Genomic DNA, 18,928 nt, shown 5'->3' with positions numbered 1-18,928 from the left:
TCGGTTCGTCGTCGGCGGTTGCGATTTCTGCGGGCGCTTCGTCCTGGGTGGACACCCGGCGGTGGGTTACTTCGGTGTCCGGAAGCCGCCGATCTTCTGCTCGAGTAGTTCGGCCAGCCGTAATGGGGTGCGGTCCTCGAACATCGGACCGATCAGCTGCACTCCCACCGGCAGCCCCTCGGGGGACCGGCCCGCAGGGATGGCGGTGGCAGGCAGGCCGGGCATGGTTGCCAGACCGGCCCAGACGAGCTGATCGAAGTACGGGTACGCGATGCCGTCGATGTCGATCTGGCGTTCCAACGGATTGGGGCTGTGGTCGTGCGGAAACGCAGGAGTGGGCGTGATCGGGCACACCACGGCATCGAACTCGGCGAAGAACTGCCGCCAGCCGTGGCGGTGGAGCTCGCGACGGTTGGTTGCCTCGATCCAGTCGCGGTGGCTGAACACCATGGCGCGCAGCCGTGTCGCGTCGAGACTCCGGTCGTTTGCGTTCAGTGCGGCGGCGCGGATCTGCAGCTGCTCGTAGGCTTCGACGGGAAAGCGTGCAACGGAGCCCGAAACCAGCAACTGCATGTAAAGCCCTGCGGCTTCGGTCAGATCGGGCAACTGCGGACTGTGCCGTTCGACGCGGGCGCCGGCGTCGGCGAGCGCGTCGGCCACTCGGTTCACGCCCGCTCGCACGGCGGACCCGGTGGGGATGAGCGGATGCTCGTCGAGGACCAAGACTCGGAAGTCGGCGAGCCGCTGGTGGCGCGCGGGCGGCAACGTCAAGTGGTATGCCACACCGCGCGTCAGTGGGTCCGGTCCGGCCATCACGTCCAGCAACAGTGTGAGGTCGCGGGCGGTGCGCGCCATCGGACCGACGACGGCGAGGTCGAGGTCGTCCGGCAATGCCGGTCCGGGCGGCGCGACCATGCCGCGGGTCGCCGCCAGCCCGACTGTCGGCTTGTGTGCGTAGATGCCGCAGAAATGTGCGGGGGTGCGCAGCGAACCAGCGAGGTCGGAGCCGATGGACAGCGCGCCGAATCCGCACGCCAGCGCCGCCGCCGATCCGCCGGAGGATCCACCGGACGTGCGATCGTGATCCCACGGGTTGTTGGTGGTGCCGTAGATCTCGTTGAAGCTCTGTATATCTTGCAGCCTCAACGGCACATTGGTCTTACCGAGCACCACCGCGCCAGCGGCCTCGAGCCTCGACACCTGCACCGCGTCCTCGGCCGGCACATAGTCCCGGTGCATCGGCATGCCCCAGGTCGTGGGCAGCCCAGCGATGTTGTAGGACTCCTTGACCGTCACCGGGATACCGAGCAGCGGCCGGTCCTCTCCGCGGGCGCGCGCCTGGTCGGCACGATGTGCGGCAGCCCGCGCACGGTCGAAGTTCGGCACACAGATCGCGTTGATCACCTTGTCGTCCCGCTCGATGCGGGCGATCGCCTCGTCGGTCAGTTCCACCGAGGTCACCTCACCGGCACGCAAGGCAGCTGAAAGCTCTTCGGCCGAACGAAAATTCCACTCCATGAATCCGACGTTATTGGCCTGCCGCAGAGGACATGAAATGCCGCTTCGCACAACGGGAAGGTCGAACGGGCCACCTTCACCGGCAATGTCACGCACTCGATCCATCATCAGAGGTGGCCCACCCCAGGTCATTGTGTTGGCAGCGGGCTGGTGCCATTGGCACAAGCCATGAAATGCCGTTTCGCACAACGGGATAGATATCTCAGTACTTGTCGTGTTCCTCTCGGGCTGAAAGACTGTTCGCCCGACCGCTGGCCATGGCGGCGCGCAGCGAGTTCGGTGTCGGCCCGGACTCTCAGGATGACACTCCGTAACAGGTGGTGATCGCGGCGGCGCGGTTGCGCAGGGAGGTGCGCAACCACTGCGGGTCCAAGGCTTCCGCGTTCGTGGCGAGCTGCCACAGCGCCCATTCGGCGTGCCTTGGATCTTGGAACGTCACCTCCAGCCGCAGCCAGCCGTCTGCGTCGGTTTCCTCGGCGAGGACGGCCAGCGCGGTGCCCAGCAGTTCCTCCCGCTGTGCCGGGTTCACCCGTACCAGCACGGTGACTTGGTCGCCGCCGGTCCGGAACTGCGTGCTGCGTTCCTGCCAGGCCCGGTCCAGATCGACCCGGTCTGGTCGCTCTGCGGGTTCGGCGAGCTCCTCGGCGGCCAAGATCCGCGACAGCCTGTAGGTGCGGTCCGCGCCGGACCTCGCGGCCAGCAAGTAGCCCTGACCGCGCACGGTGACCAGGCCGATCGGGTCCACCGTGCGCCACTTCGGGGTCTGGTCCACGGCCGCGTAGCGAATGCGCAGCTTGTGTCCGGCGAACACCGCGCGCCGGACCTCGGTCACTACGGCGTCGGGCACCTCCTCGGCGACCAGCCTGCGCGAGAGGAGGTCGGTCTCCGGGTCGATGAGCAATCGCTGGGCCGCGCCTGCCGCGGTGGCCCGATAGCTCTCGGGTAGCGCGTCGACCACCTTGCGCATGCCCGAAGCGAGCGCCGAGCCGAGGCCGAATGCCTGTGCGCCGCGCCGCGATCCGGCGACCAGCAGGGCAAGCGCCTCGTCGTGGTTCAGCCCGGTGAGCTCGGTCTGGAAACCGGGCAACAATGCGAAACCGCCGTGCCTGCCGCGTTCGGCGTAGACCGGGACGCCGGCCACGGACAGCGCCTCGATGTCGCGCAGCACGGTGCGGGTGGACACCTCCAGCTCGCGGGCCAGCGCGGTCGCGGACAGCCGACCGTGCTGGCGCAGCAGCAGCACCAGCGAGACCAACCGGTCGGCGCGCATACGAAAACTCTACCGGAATACACGACACAGGATGTCGTGATTTGTTGGGAGGCTATCGATATGACAAACAAGATCGTGGCTATCGAGCCGATGGACGTACGCACTCTCGATGAATCGAATGGTGCTGATGTGGCAATGGAGCGAACGGCGGTCAACCCGTGGGCGTGGTCGGTGGAGATGGGGTACAACCAGGGTGAGATCGTCTCCGGGCACACCCGGACCCTGTACTGCGCCGGGCAGACCGCGATGAGCGGCGACGGCGAGCCCCGACATCCCGGCGACATGGCGGCGCAGTTGGCGTTGAGTCTCGACAACCTGGAGGTCGTTCTCGGCGAGGCAGGCATGTCCCTCGCGAACCTCGTCCGGCTCAACGTCTACACCACCGACGTCGATCTGCTTTTCCAGCACTACGGCGTGCTGGCGTCGCGATTGGGCGCCGCCGGGGTGGCACCGACCACCACGATGCTCGGAGTGACGCGGCTGGCGATCCCCGTCCTGATGGTCGAGCTCGAGGGGACCGCCGTCGCGTGACGCGACCTCGCCGCCTCCGGCAGGGCGTCCGGTTGAACCGGCACAAGGAGCAGGTAGGTGATTTCCGGTGCCGAGAATGGTGACGATCGGCGTCTACGGCTTCACGGCCGAAGCTTTCCTCGAGAAGCTCACCGGCGAGGGCGTGGGGTTGCTGCTCGACCTCCGCCAACGCCGCGGCGTTCGGGGCCACGACTACTCCTGGGCGAATTCGGCGCAGCTCCAGCGCGCGCTCGCCGCGGCGGGCATCGGCTACCGGCACGTGCCGGAGCTGGCGCCGACGACCGAGCTGCGCCTGCTCCAGTACCGCGAGGACGACCGCCAGGGCGTGGGCAAGCGCAACCGCATCGCACTGGCGCCCGAGTACGCCGAGCGCTACACCCGTGAGATCCTCGACCCGTTCGACCTCGGCGCCCTCGTAGCCGGGTTTCCGAGCGACTCGGCAACCGCCCTCTTCTGCGTCGAGCGCGATCCGGAGGCATGCCACCGATCGCTCGTGGCCGCCCGCCTGCGCGCCGAGCACGGCCTGTCGGTCACGAACCTCCGCCCGGGCTGAGCCATGCCTGGCACCGGCGTTCGTGGAGTGGGCGGTGGTCTACGTCCTCCGCATTACAGGACGTGCGGCGCACCAGAGGTTTTCGGCTTCGGGAGGCCAGTTCCGGTGTGTTCATTCGTCGCTGACACGGATGATCGTCTTGCCGGGGCTGTGCGTGCCGGGACCGAAGGCGTCGGGTGCTTCGGCGAGGGGGCGGACGGCGCCGACGGCCGGCTTGATGCGGCCGTCGCGCAGGCGCGTGGCGAGTTCGGTGAGTTGGGTCCGGTCGGGTTCGACGACGAAGAAGACGGCACGTCCGTTGTCGGGCTGGATCGTGGGTGGCACGGCGATGGTGACCAGGGTTCCGCCTGCGCGTACCAGGGTGGTCGAGCGATCCAGGACGTCTCCGCCGATCACGTCGAACACCACGTCGACCTCGCCGACCTGCTCCAGCGGCTCGGTGTCCAGGGCCAGGAAGGTGTGCACGCCGAACGTGAGCGCGCGGTCGCGGTCGCGGGCCCGGCCGGTGCCGATGACTCGGGCCCCCGCCTCGCGGGCGAGTTGCACCGCGATCGAGCCGACACCGCCGGCAGCGCCGTGGATCAGGACGGTCTGACCGGTGGTGAGGCGGGCGTGGTCGAATAGGCCCTGCCAGGCGGTCAGCCCCGAGATCGGCAGCGCGGCGGCCACGGTGTGGTCGATATCGGCGGGCAGGGGAGCGAGGTTGCGGGCTTCCACCGCGGTGTATTCGGCCAGTGTGCCGTTGCGGGTCCAGTCGGCCAGGCCGAAGACCCGCTGGCCGACGGTCAAACCTGTTGTGCCGTAACCCAGCTCGACGATCACCCCCGACAGTTCGTGCCCGGGCACGCTCGGGGTCCGGTCCCGGCCTGCGCGGTCGGTCCAGGTGCCGGGCCAGTCCAGCTCGCCGCGGGTGAACCCGGCGGCGTGTACTTTCACGATCACGTCGTTCTCGACGGCGTGGGGGTACGGCAGGTCGTGAGTCAGTGTCATCCCAGCGACGCCGGCGTCACGATCTTCAACGATGATGGCTTGCACGCTTGGTCCTTCGTTGTCGTGTGTTGCCGACAGGGAGACGAGGCAGCACTGCCGGATGTGACGGTTCGAACGCAGCCAGGCTCATCAGGATCAACGGCTTCACGGTAAGCGATGAGGTTCCCCGCACTCGTCGGGCGCGCACGGAAATCGGCATTGCAGGATATTCGGCGTCGCGGTGGGATCGGTGCTGATCGGGCAGAGGCTATGTGGCTTCGGAACTCCACACCGCAAACCGCTGTGCATCGTGATATATGAAAGTGGTTGTGCCGCAGGGGTTTCGATCGAGATGATTCGATTCGATCGCCACATCGTCGCGGGTGCCCTGCTGTCCGGTGCGGTGCTGATGTCCGTAGCTCCCACGCAGGCTCAGGCCCCGGTAGATCGGCAACAGCGAGATTTCCAGTGGTTCGGCCGATCTGAACCGCTGATTCTGCGGCACGATCTGGCGTTCTGTCTGCTTCTGATTCGCCCGGCGCGACTGCGGCGACGGCATCGGGCAGAGTCAGTGCCGCCGGGCGGGTCCGTCCGACTGTGGAGGATCGGTGTCACCATTGCGGCCACTGTCTTGATCACCATCGGTGCCGGATCCCTCGCCTGCCCTTGGGGCAATTCTGCGCGGTCTGGCCATGCGCCGAATGCCGGCGGCCGGGGCATCGTCACCAGCTCGTTTCCGCCGCGCTGCGCCGAGATCGATGACACTCCCAGGATGCTCGGCGCTGCCCGGAGCATCCTCCGGAGCGGGGTGCCGCGCGGCACCGGGGTCGAGCGGCCACGCCCCTGTCTCGAGTTGCAGTTCCGATCGCAGCACGGGCCTGGTCGGTGCAGGATCGTAGACGGAGCCGCCTTCCGGACGCCAAGGTTTGTGGGGACGGTCACCGGCTTCTGAAATTCGCCGCGGTCGACGCGGCAGCCGGGTGATTTTCGACGTGCCGTCGCCCGCCTCGGGGGAACCGGTCTCGGCAGCCTTCGTACCTTCCAGCTTTCTGCGCAGCCGTTCCATCGCATCGAACCTGGTTCCGCGGGGCTCCGGCTGGGATCCCCGTCCCGGCACTTCCCGGTCCGACATCGAGCTAGCAGGCGACGAGTGCCGTGGCACCCGTCTGCGCCACGATCGCCGGTACCCCGAGCTGATCTCTGAACTTCTTCCTGATTGCGTCGATCACGTCGGTATTCTCCCTCAACGCCACACTCGTTTCCTGCTCTGCCGCTCTGAGCACCGGACCCAGGCCCGCGCGCCGTAGCCCGCGTGGTAAATCAACCATAACCGGCTATATCGCTGCCCCAGGGGTTCGCCGGGGCGCCAGGAGCCGTGAGCGAGTCACCGAGCAACCCCCCCGGCCGGGTGTTCATCGTTTGCCGCGGCACCAGTCCCAGGGCACTCCTTGGTATCCGGACTCGATGAGGCAGACCGTGGCTCTGCCGGTCGGCACGAACGTGCAGGAGTTGCCGGAGGAGTTCGAGCCTGCGGGGCAACCCATCCACGTCAGCGGCCCGCCGGACGCGAACTCCCCTCGTCGCGAGGTGAGCGTCACACGGGTACCGGGTCGCATCCGGATGTCGCAGTTCTTCCGCAACGTCGGAGTGCACGTCACGCCGGCCGGGGTGACGTACACCTCGTAGCCTCCGGGAACCCAGATCTCCAACCGCACCGTGGCCGCGTTCTGCGTGTTCGGCCAGTTCGGCAGCTTGTCGAAGACATTGGGGAACAACTTGGGACCGATCGTGGCGACGAGGAAAAGCACAAATATTGCCTTGAGAAAGGACAAGAATCCATCCAGCACCCAATTGTTCTTCTCGACTTTCTGGTCGGCCGCAGCGGTGGCCAGAACCACGCCGGCGGCAGCACTGTTCATGCCGTCGCGCTTGTTCGTGCGATCGCGCTCTTCCTCGTCGAGAATTCGACGAATGATCTCGGGTATCTTCTCGGTCAGTTCCGGCGCGATGAGAATGGGGATCAAGACTGGCGCATAGACCATCTTGAGCCGGGACTGCTGCTGGTCGCAGGTGCCACAGTTGTCGCACTGCCGGCAGGTGCCGAGATGGCGGACGACGCGCTGCCGCAGGACACGGGTGAACTGCTCGTCACGCCGGCCGTCCCAGCCGGCCCGATCGAGAATGCCGGCGAGTTGAACGCAGAACGGCCGACCGTGCTTGGCCAGTATCAGTGCGCCGAACCCCTCGTCCAGCCGGATCTTGTTCTCATAGGCGAATTTGTAGGCATTCTTCGCGCTGACCGAAAGGGCGGTAGCCAAAGCTTTCCCATGTAATTCTTGACGTATATGTAATCGGTAGATCTTTCGCTGCCGCGGGGTGAACGTCTCGGCGACGAGGTCGAGCATGCGGTTGACCTCGTCCAGTCTTCTCGAGCTGTCCTTCTCGTCGTCGTCCGACGTCAATGTTTTCAAGGGCAGGGGCGCTTCGCTTTTCCGGCCTCGACGGTCCTCGTGGCAGCGGTTGCGAGCGATCCCGCACAGCCACGCCCGCAATTTGTCGGGTTCTCGCGGGTTGTCCCTGCGGATCAGTTCTTTCGTGGCGGCCTCGACGGTGATCTGGACGACGTCTGCCACGCGATCCAGGTCGTCCAGGTTGTACACACAGACGGTGGACATGGCCTTTTGGTAACGCCGGAAGATCTCGCAGAGCGCCGCCTCCTGCTCGTCCCGATCGATCGGGTGCCGCACGCGCTCGACCAACCCTGCGTCCGGCACCTGGGACCAGCGCGGCTCGGTGGTCACCACCGGGCTCCTGACGAGATTCCTGAGAATTTCCTGAGAAGTCCGCCAACTTTGGGGGAGATTCGATCCTCTCCGATCCCAAGCCTCCAGAACCACAAGCCCGAGGAGGCAAACCATGATCGACAATGCTCACCGCTCGGCGGGGCGGTGACGAGCATGCCGGCTAGCTCGAGAACCATCGGCAGTCTGCCGTTCGCCGTCGTGGCCGCTGTAGGCCACCACACCCCTGGATTAGTCATCGGCGCCATCGTGCTTGTCCTCATAGCGCTGGTTCCCGTTCTTACGGAGGCCATCTCAGAGCTGTTCTGGCTCAGAGCGCTGAACAAGCCCGAACGTAGCCTTCGCTGGATACTCAACCACGCTGCCTCGATCAGCGAGGCGGAACGCTTGATGCGACTCTCGCGCGGCGCTCGACGCGACGTACTGGACGCTCGGACCAAAGCCGGTCGGCGCCAACGGCGGTGATCGTGGCTGGGCATACCTTCGGTGTGTCCAGCCGCGCCGCGAAAACCCTGAGGATACGGATTGGGCTCGGTCCCCTTTCGGGCCAATTGTGTTGCGGTCGTATCGAACAGCGTGGTCAGCGGCAGATGAGCGTGTTTCTCCAAGCGAGGGCTTGCTGCAGACTCACATGCGGCCCATTGCGTCCCCTTGGGGGCTACTACCAGTACTGATGCCGTTTTCCGTCGGTGTCGGCGACGAAGATAACCGCGACGGTGCCATGCAAATCTGCCGGATCGAGCGGGATGTGACCGGGCACAATCGGTTTGCTCGTGCCGATCGATGGAGGAAGCGAGGCGCGCAGGGCCGCTGCGGGGAACAGGGCGCGGCGGGTGGTCGCCTCGGCCAACACACGCTGGAGGGTGCCCGGATCGCTGTCGGGGCTGGCGTCGGTTGCCAGGAACGCGTAACGCTCGCCGAGTGCGAGCCCGACGAGTGCGCCTGCGTTGCACCAGTTCCCGTCGTCCTCGCCGATCGACATGTCGGGGTGCGCCCGCCGGAGGTGGCTGTTGTGCGCGAACACCAGGCTCGGCCCGCGTCGCTGCTCCTGCGCGACGATCGCGAGCAGGTTCTCGGCCATCATCTCGGCGCGCAGGCTGAGCAGGGTCGCGATGCGATCGGGTGCGGGACTGGCCATCGCCGCGTGATAGCGCAGCAGACCCTGGGCGGTGCGCGCGTGCGCGACGGCGTGGTCGTAACCGGTGGGGTCGGCGGGACGCAGTCGGGGTGCCGCGCGGCGCAGTGCGCTGGCGAGATCGTCCGCGACGATGCGCAGGGCGCGAGCGCGATCGGAGTCGCCGATGGACGCCGCCGGGTCGAACATGGCGGCCTGGTTCGTCCAGTCCGCGTCCTCGCCGAGCAGCGCGCCGAGGTCGCGGACTGATTCGGGCCACAGCGCTGCGGGCAGGTAGTCGATGACCGAGGACAGTGCACGTCGCGGGCTCGGCGCACCGGAGTACTCCACCGGCGCGTCGAAGCCGTGGAAGCGAACTCGATCCTGCGGCGCGCGGTCGGCATTGTGCGCGCGAAGCCATTCGACGAGTTCACGGTTGCCGGGCACGGCGCCGAACCCGTGGCTGAACCCGGTCGCGAGCACCGTGTCGATCTCCGCCGGTGCCCCTGCCACGTAGTCGTCGACGACAGACGCGGCGAAGAAGTCGATCTCCAACACGATCGACCGGTACCCCCGTTCGACGAGGTGTCCGAGAAGTTCGTTGCGCAGCAACGGGAACGCCTCGATCCCGTGTGTCGGCTCGCCGAGGGCGAGTAGAGCCGGCGGCTCGGTCCGCGCGGCGAGCAGTTCGTCGACGGCACGGCCCAGGCCGGCCGGGTCGTCGAGCTGGCGGCCGATTTCACGCAGTGTTGCGGCGGTGGACATGAACACCCCTTTTCGGAAGGCACTGCCCTCGACAGTATCGTTGAATATTCCAGTGAATCTTCGGCGACTTTTACCGGGGATTCAGAGATCAAAGCCTCAATCGGAGGTGCAAGCTGCGTCCCATCGACCTTGCCCGGGAACACGGGTTGTCCGCACAGGCGATCCGCAACTACGACGACGCGGGCATCCTCCCGCCGACCGAGCGGAGCGCGTCCGGTTACCGGCGCTACACGCCCTTGCACGCGCAGGCCCTACGCGCCTTCCTCGCGTTGCGCGGTGGCCATGGGCACCAGCGCGCAATGGAAATCATGCGCGCGACCAACCAAGGAGATGCCGAGTCCGCCTACCGGCTCATCGACGCCGCACACGTCGCGCTGCTCGCCGAACGCGACACCCGCACCGAGGTCGCATCAGCCCTGGGCAGCCTGTCCACCACAATGCCGACCCCGGTGACCGGTCGACCGCTGACCGTCGGTGAGCTCGCGCGTCGGCTCGGCGTGCATCCGGCCACGCTGCGTGCCTGGGAGACCCAGGGCATCCTGCGCCCCGAACGCGATCGGGCAACGGGTTACCGCGAATACGGACCGGACTGCGTGCGCGACGCCGAGATCGCACGGCAGCTGCGCCGGGGCGGCTACCTGCTGCCCCAGGTCGCGCAGTTCATCGCCTCGCTGCGCGAGGCGGGCGGGGCGGACGCGCTGAGCGCCTTCCTCGACTCCTGGCAGGACCGGTTGGCCACCCGCAGCCGCAACCTTCTCGCCGGCGCGGCCCAGCTCGATACCTACCTCACCCTGCTCGATCAGACGTCCCTGACCTGCCACGCCGCCGTGTCACGAGGCCCACAGCGGACCCCGTGACACGCTGCGGCCGCGCGGGTCGACAGATCGTGGGCGAGGCCCTGCGGCAGGCCATGGAGCAGTGGCGGGAGCACTTGACCGCCCGTGGCGCTGGGCGACAGTAACGATCCCTCGCTGCTGTCGGCTCCGATGCTGCCCGTCGTGCCCGCCCCGGTCGCTACCGCGAAATTCGCGACGAGTTCTCGATACGGGCGACCGCCGCGTCGAGGGCGAGGTTCATCGCGTACTCGTACTCGGCCCGGCTGTCGAATCGCGCCAGGTAGGGAGCCGCCTCGGCTACGGCGGGAAGTCCCGAGTGTTCGAGCGTGGCTTGGCGTTCGGCGATGCCTTCGGTGTCGTCGGTGCCGTAGGTGGGGCCCGCGTTGACTTCGCGAAGCAGGGTTCCGATGAGTGCGGCGAGCAAGGTGCGCATCAGGTGGACGGCTTCCCGCGGGTCGCAGTCGGCGGCGCGCAAAACCTCGAGGACCCGCTGAATCGGCGCCAAGCCCTCGAACGAGGCCAGTTGCCGGGTGAGCACGAGCGCAGCGGCTTCGGGGTGTAGCAAGGCGCGGTCTCGGAATGCGTCGGCGATGGCGCGCAGATCGCCTCGTAGGTCGCCCGCGGGGGGTGGCAGTGCGATCGAGCCCAGGAAGTGCTCGGTGACCGCGTCGAGCAGGCCGTCTTTGCCGTCGACGTGGTTGTACAGGCTTTTCGGGTCGACGCCGAGCACGCGTGCGACGGCTCGCACGCCGACGCCGCCGACTCCCTCGGTGCCGATGACTTCGAGGGTTGCCTCGACGATCCCGGCGCGGGTGAGCTGGGCCGCGCCTTTCGGCGGTCGTCCGCGGCGGGTGGTGGAGGCAGGAGTGGTCATATCGCCATCTTTCCGTAACCCCTTGATTGAATCCACATCGTGGGTATAAGTTCGTCTCCACGAAAACCCACACTGTGGATATTGGAGATCCGAATGCGCTTTCCCTGGGGTCCGACCACCGTCGACGACCTTCCGGCCGTGGGGGACCGTATCGACGCCTTCGGCGACGCGACGAAAGGCGACGACAGTCCCGGTGCCCGGTTGCGGGTGGTTCGGGAACGGGCACGCTCGTTCCGCCGCGAGTTCCCGAGCACCGGCACACCGGACAGCGTCACGACATGCGACCTGGTGACACTGCCGTATCCGACACGGTTCGGTCTGTTCCGTGCTTCGCGGGCGATCGCGCCGTTCCTGTCGATCACCAACCGGATGCTCGTGGTCCGCTGGCACGACTCCGCCCATCGCCGCCGGACACTGCTGTTCGAGCCCTCGGATGTCGAACTAGGTAGGTACACGCCGTATTTCGCCAACCTGTCGCAGCGCACCCCGCGAGTGCTCGAGCGGCGGGTCGTTCGCGAGCACGGCACCGTGCTGGGCCATCTCGCGCGGTTGGGGATCGGGCCCGAGGAAGTCGACTACCTGATGTTCGACCACCTGCACACCCAGGACTTGCGCCGGTGGGTCGGCGCCACGGTCCATCAGGACGATCTCGAGTGCACGCCGCGGGCGATCTTCCCGAACGCGAAGGTGATCGTGCAGCGTGACGAGCTGGCCGCGATGGCCGAACTGCATCCACTGCAGCGCCCGTGGTATCAGCCAGCGGCGTACCGAGACGTGCCCGCCGAGGCGTTCCTGCCCATCGAGGGCTCGGTGGTGCTCGGGCCGGGCGTCGCTGTCGTCAAGACGCCGGGGCACGTATTCGGCAACCAGAGTCTGGTGCTCAACACCTCGACCGGTATCTGGGTCAGCAGTGAGAACGTGATCGCCACCGAGGCACTGACTCCCGAGCACTCCCGGTTACCCGGCCTGGCGGCGTGGGCGGCGCGCTGGCAGCAGGAGGTCGTGCTCAACGCCAACACGATCGAAACGACCGCCGAACAGTACAACTCGATCATTCTCGAGAAGACGCTGGCCGACCGCAGCGAGACCGACCCGCGATTCCTGCAGTTCTTCCCCTCCAGTGAGCTCACCGGCGCATGGACCAACCCGGGCACCCGGCCCACATTCAGCCACGGTCACATCACCCACGGACCGAGTCTTTGAGGAGTACTTCCGTGTCATCACGATTCAGCCTGCCGTCCGAAGACGTCCTGCGCGCACGCGAGAAATTGGTGCTCGACCATTTTCATGACGAGGTCCGCCAGGACTGGGACGCCACCCTGTCGACCTTCCCGCACCCGCACTACGAGCTGATCGCGCAGATGCTCGTGCACGACGGGGACGGCGAAGTGCGCGACTACTACCACGACACCCGCGTCGCCTTCCCCGATCAGGATCACGAGCTCATCGCGCTCCGGCACAGCCACGACGCGGTCGTTGTCGAATTCTGGCTGCTCGGAACACATCTCGGCCCGCTCGGCAAGATTCCCCCGACCGGTTCCAGGCACCGCACGAGGATGACGGCCTACTTCGTCTTCGACGAGCACGAGAACCTGGTGACCGAGCGGATCTACTTCGACCAGCTCACCATCCTCAAACAGCTGGTGGGCGGGCTCGACAAGCGCGATCCGCGTGACCTGCTCAAGCTCGGTCGCGCCGTCGCCGGAGCCCTCGCGATGGCCGGGGCCGAACCGGACCCGCGCCTGCTGGCCACCACACCACCCGAGCTCGGCGACTGACCGCCGTCGACGACCCGAACGCACCGTAGGAGAAGACCGTGACCATGCGCGCACTCGTCGGCGGCAAGGGATCCGACTGGATCCTCGAAAACCGTGATGTTCCCGAGCAACTCGGCGCCATCCGGGTTCAAGTGATGGCCGCAGGCCTCAACCGCGCCGATCTCTATGCCCTCGATGGCAGCTACACCGCGAACTCCCAGGGCGAAGGCCCGTTCATCGCCGGTATGGAAGTGGCGGGAGTGGTCGAGACCTCGAGCCCGCTCGCGCCGCACCTGCCCGTCGGCACCCGCGTCATGGGCATCACCGCCGGCGCCTTCGCCGACTACGCCCTGTGCCATCCACGGCTGGTTGTCCCCATCCCCGGCAACCTCGGTTTCGACGAGGCCGCGACGCTGCCGGTGGGACTCGTCACCGAGCACGACGCGCTCGTCACTCAAGCCGGATTCCATTCCGGGGGAACCGTTCTCATCGTCGGCGGAACCAGTTCGATCGGCCTGATCGGCATCCAGCTGGCCAGGGCCCTCGGCGCTGAAACGGTCATCGCGACAACCACCAGTGCGCACAAACGCGCCGCGCTGGCAGAGGCAGGAGCCGACGTCACGGTCGATACCGCCACCGAGGATCTGACCGCCGCTGTGCTGGCGGCCACGGATGGCAAGGGCGCCGACATCACCCTCGACCACGTCGGCGGCGACCTCTTCGCGCAACTTCCCGGGGCCACCGCTGTGTCGGGCACGATCGTGAGCATCGGACGGCTCGCGGGCTCAGCCACTCACGTCGATCTCGACACCATTGCCTTTCGTCGGCAACGATTGATCGGCACTACCTTCAGCATTCGCACCCGCACCGAACTCGCCGAGGTGGTCGAGGCGCTGACCGATCGGGTCCTGCCCGCTGTCGCGGACGGAAAGATCGCGCCGCGGCTGGACAGCGTCTACTCCATCGGTGACGCCGCGGCGGCGGCACTTCGCCTGCGAGACAACGACGCAACCGGCAAGATCGTCCTGTCTTTCGCCGACGCGCACACCGGTCCCGCGCCCGCGCCGAACCCGGTGGCCAACATGTTCGGCGGGATCGCCCAGATCGGCTATGTGGTACGAGACATCGAGGCGTCGATGTGCAACTTCGTCGCGTGCGGTATCGGACCGTGGTTCTACCTGCGTGGCGTGCGACCGGAGGACTTCACCTACAAGGGCGAGCCTTCGCCTATGGCGATGGATGTCGCGGTCGCCAACAGCGGTGACGTCCAGATCGAACTCATCAGCCCGGTCGGCGACGCTCCCTCGATGTATCGAGACTTCCTCGATGCGGGCAACGAAGGCGTGCAGCACGTCGCCTATTGGAGCGGGAACTATCAGGAGCTGTACGAACGGGCGATCGCGGCCGGTTTCACCGTCGGCCAGGAAGGCCGGATCGGCGGAGCCGACGGCAGATTCGCCTACCTCGAAACCGAACACCACCCGGGCACCGTCATCGAGATCTCCGACGTCGGCGGCACCAAGAAATTCGTCTTCGACCTGGTCAAGCTGGCCGCTGCCACCTGGGATGGGAGCAACCCGATCCGGATCGTCGACGCGGGCCTCATCGGCGGCGACCCCGCGGTCATGACGGCCATGCTCGGATGAGAGTTCACCACCTCAACTGCGGCACCATGCGCCCGCCACGGACGCCGGGGGGATTGGTGTGCCACGTCCTGTTGCTGGAGACCGCCACCGGGCTGGTGCTGGTGGACAGTGGACTCGGGCTGCGTGATGCCGCCGATCCCGGCGGCAGATTCGGCCCGGCGCGGTGCTACGTCCGTCCGGTGTTCGACGAGTCCGAGGCCGCCATCAGGCAGATCGAAAGCCTCGGGTACGACCCTCGTGACGTCCGCGATATCGTCCTCACCCACTTCGACGCCGACCACACCGGAGGGCTCGCCGATTTCCCTTGGGCCACGGTCCATCTCACCGCGGACGAAGCCGCCGCGGCACTTCGTCCGCGCGGGCTGATCGAGCGGGGCCGCTACCTTCCGACGCAGCGAGATCACGGCCCGGCGCTCGTCCGTCACACTCCCGGTGACGGCGAATCGTGGCAGGGCTTCGCCGCCGCAAAGGAACTCGCCGAGATCGCGTCTGGCCTCGTCATGATCAGCCTGCCCGGCCACACGCGTGGCCACGCCGCTGTCGCGGTCGACACCGGTGACCGATGGATCTTGCACGCGGGCGACGCGTTCTACCACCACGGTCAGATCGACGGCACCGGCCGTGCGCCGCGCGCTCTGACCGTCATGGAACGACTGGTCGCTCACGATCTGCCCGCGGTACGGGCCAATCACGAACGGCTCGCCGAACTCTGGACGTCAGCCGGATCGGAACTTCTCCTGGTCAACGCGCACGACCCGCACCTACTCCACCGAGCGCGACAACTCGCCACCACACGGGAACAGTGAAACCTTGCGGTCCGGACACTCCGATTCGCATGCGCGCCTCTCGATTTCTCATCTCCGTCTGGGCAAGCGCGGGCAGATCGTACGTGGCGCAGTCCTGGCTTCCGGCTGTTACCGACGGGTGCGCGACGTGATGCCGAATGCCGTTGCCGCACCGACGGCGGCGACGATGGCGATGAACCCCCAGCCGTGCTGGAAGCCGGTCAACAACTGGTCGGAGGCGACACTCAGCGACCCGACGACGGCGACCAGAACGGCGACGCCCCCGATCACCGCGACCAGCAGCACCACCCCGAGCAGATCGGGCATCCGCGCCTGCACCTGCTGCCGCCGATCCGGAACCAGGCGCAGGGCCGCGATTCCGGTCACCACACCGACCGGCAGATTGATCAGGAAGATCCACCGCCAAGACGCCTCGACCAGCGCCCCGCCGACCACGGGACCGAAGGCTGCGGCGAAGGAACTCGTTGTGGCCCAGACCTTCACCGCAGCAGGCACCTTCGCGGGCGGCAGCACCGTGAGCAGCAGCCCGAGGCTCGCAGGGGTCAGGGCGGCGGCACCGACAGCCTGCACTACCCGGAATGCCACGAGCGTCCAAAGCGACGGCGCCAGCGCGCAGGCCAGGCTGGCCAGTGTGAAAATGCCGAGCCCGACCAGGAATCCCGCCTTGCGCCCGAATCGATCCGAGAAACGCCCGGCCGGAATCAACAGCGCCGCATAGACGATCGCGTACCCGTTGAGGACCCAGCTGAGGTCCGCCAGCGACGAACCCCGGTACGACTCACCGATCTCGGTGAAGGCGACGTTCACCACGAACACGTCGAGCATCGCCATGAACGCGGCCGAGCACAGCACCCACACGATCGCGGTCGAATGATCCCGACTCGGCCGTAGCGTCGCCGTCTCGGCTATCTCATGCATCAGGAATCCCTTCTTGTCCACACGGTCCGACCTCGGAACGACGAAGTCTCAAAGAACATACGTCCGACCGTATGTTAATTATAACCGCTCCGATCGGGAGCGCGGAGCATCTCGGCACGGCTCGACACGGCAATGCCGGCACGGTGGCAATACCACGGACCGAGCCGACGGCATACGATCGACCGTATGGCGACATCTGAGCGGCGGGCTGCCGAGGAAACCACCGACCGGCGTTTACTGCGCGGCGCGCAGTCGCGGCGGATCGTGACCCGGCGAGCGGTCGACATCGCCTCGCTGGACGGGCTCGACGGGCTCAGCTTCGGGCGTCTGGCCGAGGATCTCGGCATCAGCAAGGCGGGAATCCAGACCCTGTTCCGGACCAAGGAGGGACTGCAGCTCGCCACCGCGGAAGCGGCCCGTGAGGCCTTCGTCGATGCGGTCGTCCGACCCGCCCTGCGGTCCCCCGCGGGCGTGGCACGCATTCGCGCCCTGATCGATCGGTGGATCGACTACGCCGTAAAGCCACTGTTTCCCGGTGGCTGCTTCTGGGGCGCGAACCTGCCGGAATTCGACAGCCACCCCGGGCCTGTCCTCGACCTATTGCAACAGCAACAACATGCCTGGCACACGACGCTCGCGACACAGTTCCGGAAGGCCGTCGCAGGCAGTGAGATAGCCGCGATCGATCCCGAATCGGCAGCCTTCCACGTGATCGCCCTGCTCAATGCCGTCAATCTGGCCGTGCGCCTGGGCGACGACGACCGGGTAGCGATGGCGCGACACGTGATCGACGGTTTGCTCGCCCCGGCATCACGCGATTAGGGGTCGGGCTGTGTCCTGAACTCCGCATCGCAGGATGTCTTGCAGCGCAGTCGGTCTCGATAGGAGAGATCGTCGGAAGGTGTCGGTCCCCTCTGTCACTCTCTGGGTGGGGAGACCACTGCGGCCGAAGGAGTGCGAGATGGCCGAGATCGATGACCGTCCCGAGATCAGGCTGGTGGCGCATTGCCGCCGTTGTCACGGCTGGCTGGTGTCGGCGGAATCGGTCGCGCAGGGTATCGGGCCGACGTGTGCGATCCGTGAGCGCGCCGAACAGCGCGCGGCCGCGGCGCGGGAGCTGACGCTGTTCGACATCGTGGCCTGACGGATCTCGTCACACTCGAGCACGCGACCAGCCCGCCCCACCTGTGTGCGCTGTACTCGTTGGATCCGGGCCGCAATGCCGAAGCGGCGCAGGTGATCGGCAGCGTGTTCGTGGAGGAGATGCTGCATCTGGCGCTGGCGGAAAGGCAGGCGATTCCGTCTCGGTGACACGCCGCGGTCCGGTCCGACCGGCGAACCGATCGGTGTCGACCCCGAGAGCGTCCTGCCCATGCGGCCCAATCCGCGCACGGCCGACTATCCCGAAGGCAGCCCCGTCCGCCTCGCGCAAGAGGAGTTCAACAACACCTACTGCCTGTTGCTCTTCCTGCTGGAAGACACCTTCAACGGCAGTCCTTCGCAGATGAGACGCCGTAGGGGCGATGTACGACTTGAAGTCCCAGGCCCAGGCTCTGATGAAGATGCCGAGCGGTGACGGGCGAACGACCGCGGGCCCGACCTTCGAGTACGTGCCGCCGGAACAGCGGGCCTAGTGGGGCTGACCGCCGGTGGCCGCCGCCACCGGCGGTGATCGCCAGGCAGCCGTGGGTACCCGGGGCATGTCACGAAATGGCCGACCGTCCTGTCCTCGATACAGGGGGACCTCGCCGGCCCCCGAAGCAACATTCGAACGGAAGGAATGCGCATGAAGATCGTCGTCATCGGCGGCACCGGACTTATCGGCTCGAAACTCGTCGCTCGGCTGGAGGAGCACGGCCACCAAGCGGTTCCGGCCGCGCCCAGCACGGGGGTGAACACACTCACTGGTCAAGGCGTGAAGGAGGTGCTGCAGGGCGCGGAGGTAGTGGTCGATGTCTCCAATTCGCCGTCGTTCGCCGACGACGACGTCATGAACTTCTTCCAGACCTCCACCACGAATCTGCTCGCCGCCGCCGGGGAGGCGGGCGTCGGCCACTACGTCGCACTGTCGGTGGTGGGCACGGAGCGGTTGCCGGAGTCCGGGTACTTCCGGGCGAAGGTGGCGCAGGAGGAACTGATCAAGGGCTCGGGTCTGCCGTACTCGCTCGTGCACGCGACGCAGTTCTTCGAGTTCGCGGGTGCCATCGCCGACTCGGCGACCACCGGCGGCACGGTGCGGCTGTCGGGCGCCGGTGCCCAACCGATGGCCGCCGACGATGTGGCGGCCGCCGTCGGCCGCACCGCGGCGGGCCGTCCGGTGAACGGCGCCATCGAGGTCGCAGGCCCCGAGGTATTCGGCCTCGACCAGTGGATTCGCACAGTGCTGACGGCGCGTTCCGATCCGCGCGAGGTGGTCACCGATCCGCAGGCGCAGTACTTCGGGGCGGTGCTGGAGCGCAAGAGCCTGCTGCCCGGCGAGGGCGTGCAGGTCGCGCCGACGCGGCTGTCGGAGTGGCTGGCCCGCCAGTGACCCGATCGCGGGGGGGGGGGGGGGGAGTCTCCGGCCAGCC

Annotated in this window: 20 protein-coding genes; 12 read left to right on the top strand and 8 right to left on the bottom strand. The window is 67.1% G+C overall.

All coding sequences use genetic code 11. The features are described 5' to 3' along the window. Positions 1–66 precede the first annotated feature (66 nt). Together AC3ERS_RS06710 and AC3ERS_RS06705 are read right to left on the bottom strand one after the other, a co-directional pair. Positions 67–1,518, bottom strand: a complete 1,452-nt coding sequence (locus tag AC3ERS_RS06710) for an amidase (protein ID WP_431964583.1) — start codon at positions 1,516–1,518, stop codon at positions 67–69. 295 nt (positions 1,519–1,813) lie between these two features. Continuing rightward, positions 1,814–2,788 carry a helix-turn-helix transcriptional regulator gene (locus AC3ERS_RS06705; protein ID WP_431964581.1) on the bottom strand — a complete coding sequence of 325 codons (975 nt, stop codon included), beginning with the start codon at positions 2,786–2,788 and terminating at the stop codon, positions 1,814–1,816. A gap of 135 nt (positions 2,789–2,923) precedes the next feature. Here AC3ERS_RS06705 and AC3ERS_RS06700 point away from each other — a divergent pair, with 135 nt between their 5' ends. Together AC3ERS_RS06700 and AC3ERS_RS06695 are read left to right on the top strand one after the other, a co-directional pair. Next, positions 2,924–3,319, top strand: coding sequence for a RidA family protein (locus AC3ERS_RS06700; protein WP_431965363.1), 396 nt, complete (start codon positions 2,924–2,926; stop codon positions 3,317–3,319). A 76-nt stretch (positions 3,320–3,395) separates the two neighbouring features. Further along, entirely contained in the window at positions 3,396–3,872 is a 477-nt protein-coding gene (locus tag AC3ERS_RS06695) for a DUF488 domain-containing protein (RefSeq protein ID WP_431965361.1), read from the top strand. 111 nt (positions 3,873–3,983) lie between these two features. Here AC3ERS_RS06695 and AC3ERS_RS06690 read toward each other — a convergent pair whose 3' ends face one another. The 4 genes from AC3ERS_RS06690 to AC3ERS_RS06675 all read right to left on the bottom strand — a co-directional run bounded on the left by AC3ERS_RS06690 (position 3,984) and on the right by AC3ERS_RS06675 (position 9,521). After that, positions 3,984–4,862 (bottom strand): NADP-dependent oxidoreductase, encoded by an 879-nt coding sequence (locus tag AC3ERS_RS06690; RefSeq protein WP_431964579.1) that lies wholly within the window; start codon positions 4,860–4,862, stop codon positions 3,984–3,986. A gap of 247 nt (positions 4,863–5,109) precedes the next feature. Then, positions 5,110–5,400, bottom strand: a complete 291-nt coding sequence (locus AC3ERS_RS06685; RefSeq protein ID WP_431964577.1) for a hypothetical protein — start codon at positions 5,398–5,400, stop codon at positions 5,110–5,112. Between the two features lie 853 nt (positions 5,401–6,253). Further along, complete coding sequence (locus AC3ERS_RS06680; RefSeq protein ID WP_431964575.1) at positions 6,254–7,642, bottom strand: RNA polymerase sigma factor; 1,389 nt, start codon at positions 7,640–7,642, stop codon at positions 6,254–6,256. Positions 7,643–8,303: 661 nt separating this feature from the next. After that, positions 8,304–9,521, bottom strand: a complete 1,218-nt coding sequence (locus tag AC3ERS_RS06675) for an erythromycin esterase family protein (RefSeq protein WP_431964573.1) — start codon at positions 9,519–9,521, stop codon at positions 8,304–8,306. 113 nt (positions 9,522–9,634) lie between these two features. On the opposite strand from AC3ERS_RS06675, the gene AC3ERS_RS06670 reads away from it, so the two are divergent. Beyond that, on the top strand, positions 9,635–10,378 hold the full coding sequence (locus tag AC3ERS_RS06670; RefSeq protein WP_431965359.1) for a MerR family transcriptional regulator: 744 nt from the start codon (positions 9,635–9,637) through the stop codon (positions 10,376–10,378). Positions 10,379–10,535: 157 nt separating this feature from the next. On the opposite strand, the gene AC3ERS_RS06665 is transcribed toward AC3ERS_RS06670, so the two are convergent. Then, complete coding sequence (locus AC3ERS_RS06665) at positions 10,536–11,231, bottom strand: TetR/AcrR family transcriptional regulator (RefSeq protein ID WP_431964571.1); 696 nt, start codon at positions 11,229–11,231, stop codon at positions 10,536–10,538. A 93-nt stretch (positions 11,232–11,324) separates the two neighbouring features. On the opposite strand from AC3ERS_RS06665, the gene AC3ERS_RS06660 reads away from it, so the two are divergent. From AC3ERS_RS06660 to AC3ERS_RS06645, 4 genes are read left to right on the top strand one after another with little or no spacing between them, the layout of a single operon-like run. Further along, positions 11,325–12,434, top strand: coding sequence for an MBL fold metallo-hydrolase (locus tag AC3ERS_RS06660; RefSeq protein WP_431964569.1), 1,110 nt, complete (start codon positions 11,325–11,327; stop codon positions 12,432–12,434). 11 nt (positions 12,435–12,445) lie between these two features. After that, complete coding sequence (locus tag AC3ERS_RS06655) at positions 12,446–13,009, top strand: ester cyclase (RefSeq protein WP_431964567.1); 564 nt, start codon at positions 12,446–12,448, stop codon at positions 13,007–13,009. 44 nt (positions 13,010–13,053) lie between these two features. After that, positions 13,054–14,634, top strand: a complete 1,581-nt coding sequence (locus AC3ERS_RS06650; protein ID WP_431965357.1) for a zinc-binding dehydrogenase — start codon at positions 13,054–13,056, stop codon at positions 14,632–14,634. Beyond that, the gene (locus tag AC3ERS_RS06645) at positions 14,631–15,440 is read left to right on the top strand and encodes an MBL fold metallo-hydrolase (protein ID WP_431964565.1); all 810 of its coding nucleotides are present in this window, start codon (positions 14,631–14,633) and stop codon (positions 15,438–15,440) included. Before AC3ERS_RS06650 ends, AC3ERS_RS06645 begins: the two co-directional genes overlap by 4 nt. A gap of 108 nt (positions 15,441–15,548) precedes the next feature. Here the strand turns inward: AC3ERS_RS06645 and AC3ERS_RS06640 are convergent, their stop codons facing one another. Further along, the gene (locus AC3ERS_RS06640) at positions 15,549–16,358 is read right to left on the bottom strand and encodes an MFS transporter (protein WP_431964563.1); all 810 of its coding nucleotides are present in this window, start codon (positions 16,356–16,358) and stop codon (positions 15,549–15,551) included. Between the two features lie 186 nt (positions 16,359–16,544). On the opposite strand from AC3ERS_RS06640, the gene AC3ERS_RS06635 reads away from it, so the two are divergent. From AC3ERS_RS06635 to AC3ERS_RS06615, 5 genes are all read left to right on the top strand, one after another. Then, a complete protein-coding gene (locus AC3ERS_RS06635; RefSeq protein WP_431964561.1) occupies positions 16,545–17,180 on the top strand; it encodes a TetR/AcrR family transcriptional regulator in 636 nt (211 codons plus the stop codon). 139 nt (positions 17,181–17,319) lie between these two features. Then, positions 17,320–17,502 carry a DUF6011 domain-containing protein gene (locus AC3ERS_RS06630; protein ID WP_068060305.1) on the top strand — a complete coding sequence of 61 codons (183 nt, stop codon included), beginning with the start codon at positions 17,320–17,322 and terminating at the stop codon, positions 17,500–17,502. Further along, positions 17,499–17,669 (top strand): ferritin-like domain-containing protein, encoded by a 171-nt coding sequence (locus AC3ERS_RS06625; protein ID WP_431965355.1) that lies wholly within the window; start codon positions 17,499–17,501, stop codon positions 17,667–17,669. The genes AC3ERS_RS06630 and AC3ERS_RS06625 overlap by 4 nt, the downstream gene beginning before the upstream one ends. Positions 17,670–17,730: 61 nt before the next feature. After that, a complete protein-coding gene (locus tag AC3ERS_RS06620) occupies positions 17,731–17,934 on the top strand; it encodes a hypothetical protein (protein WP_431964558.1) in 204 nt (67 codons plus the stop codon). 210 nt (positions 17,935–18,144) lie between these two features. Beyond that, the gene (locus AC3ERS_RS06615) at positions 18,145–18,888 is read left to right on the top strand and encodes an SDR family oxidoreductase (RefSeq protein ID WP_431964556.1); all 744 of its coding nucleotides are present in this window, start codon (positions 18,145–18,147) and stop codon (positions 18,886–18,888) included. Positions 18,889–18,928: the final 40 nt, after the last annotated feature.

Source organism: Nocardia sp. bgisy134 (assembly GCF_057708325.1).
This window is presented reverse-complemented; position numbering and strand designations above follow the sequence as displayed.